Source organism: Leucobacter sp. USCH14 (assembly GCF_037619215.1).
GTDB lineage: Bacteria > Actinomycetota > Actinomycetes > Actinomycetales > Microbacteriaceae > Leucobacter.
Genome location: NZ_JAQPZP010000037.1, coordinates 1 through 521 on the forward strand (window position 1 = coordinate 1; position 521 = coordinate 521).

At 66.8% G+C, this 521-nt stretch carries 1 protein-coding gene; it reads left to right on the top strand.

Going from position 1 to position 521, the window contains the following annotated elements; genetic code table 11:
- The coding region (locus PQI23_RS13955; RefSeq protein WP_339975570.1) for an Ig-like domain-containing protein at window positions 1-521 on the top strand (521 nt) is incomplete at both ends.

Consider the following 521-nt stretch of genomic DNA (forward strand, 5'->3'; position numbering starts at 1 on the left):
ATCGTGGACGGCGAGGAGCTCCTGACCGAGCTGGTCGTCGAGGGCGAGGGCACGTGGACGGTGGATCCTGAGACGGGAGCGATCTCGTTCGCTCCGGAGGAGGGCTTCTCGGGCAACCCGGCCCCGATCACCTACCAGGTGACCGATACCGAGGGCGAGACCACGACTGCGACGGTCAGGATCACCTACGTGCCGGAGGCAATCGCCGATGAGTCGCTGGGCAACGCACTCGGAAGCACCGTGACCGTGCCCGTGCTGGGGAACGATCTGGGCGCCCTCGACTCCGCTTCCGTGCGGATCGTGGACGGCGAGGAGCTCGTGACCGAGCTGGTCGTCGAGGGTGAGGGATCGTGGACGGTGGATGCCGAGACGGGTGCGATCTCGTTCGCTCCGGAGGAGGGCTTCTCGGGCAACCCGACGCCGATCACCTATCAGGTGACCGACACCGAGGGCGAGACCACGACTGCGACGGTCAGGATCACCTACGTGCCGGAGGCAATCGCCGATGAGTCGCTGGGCAA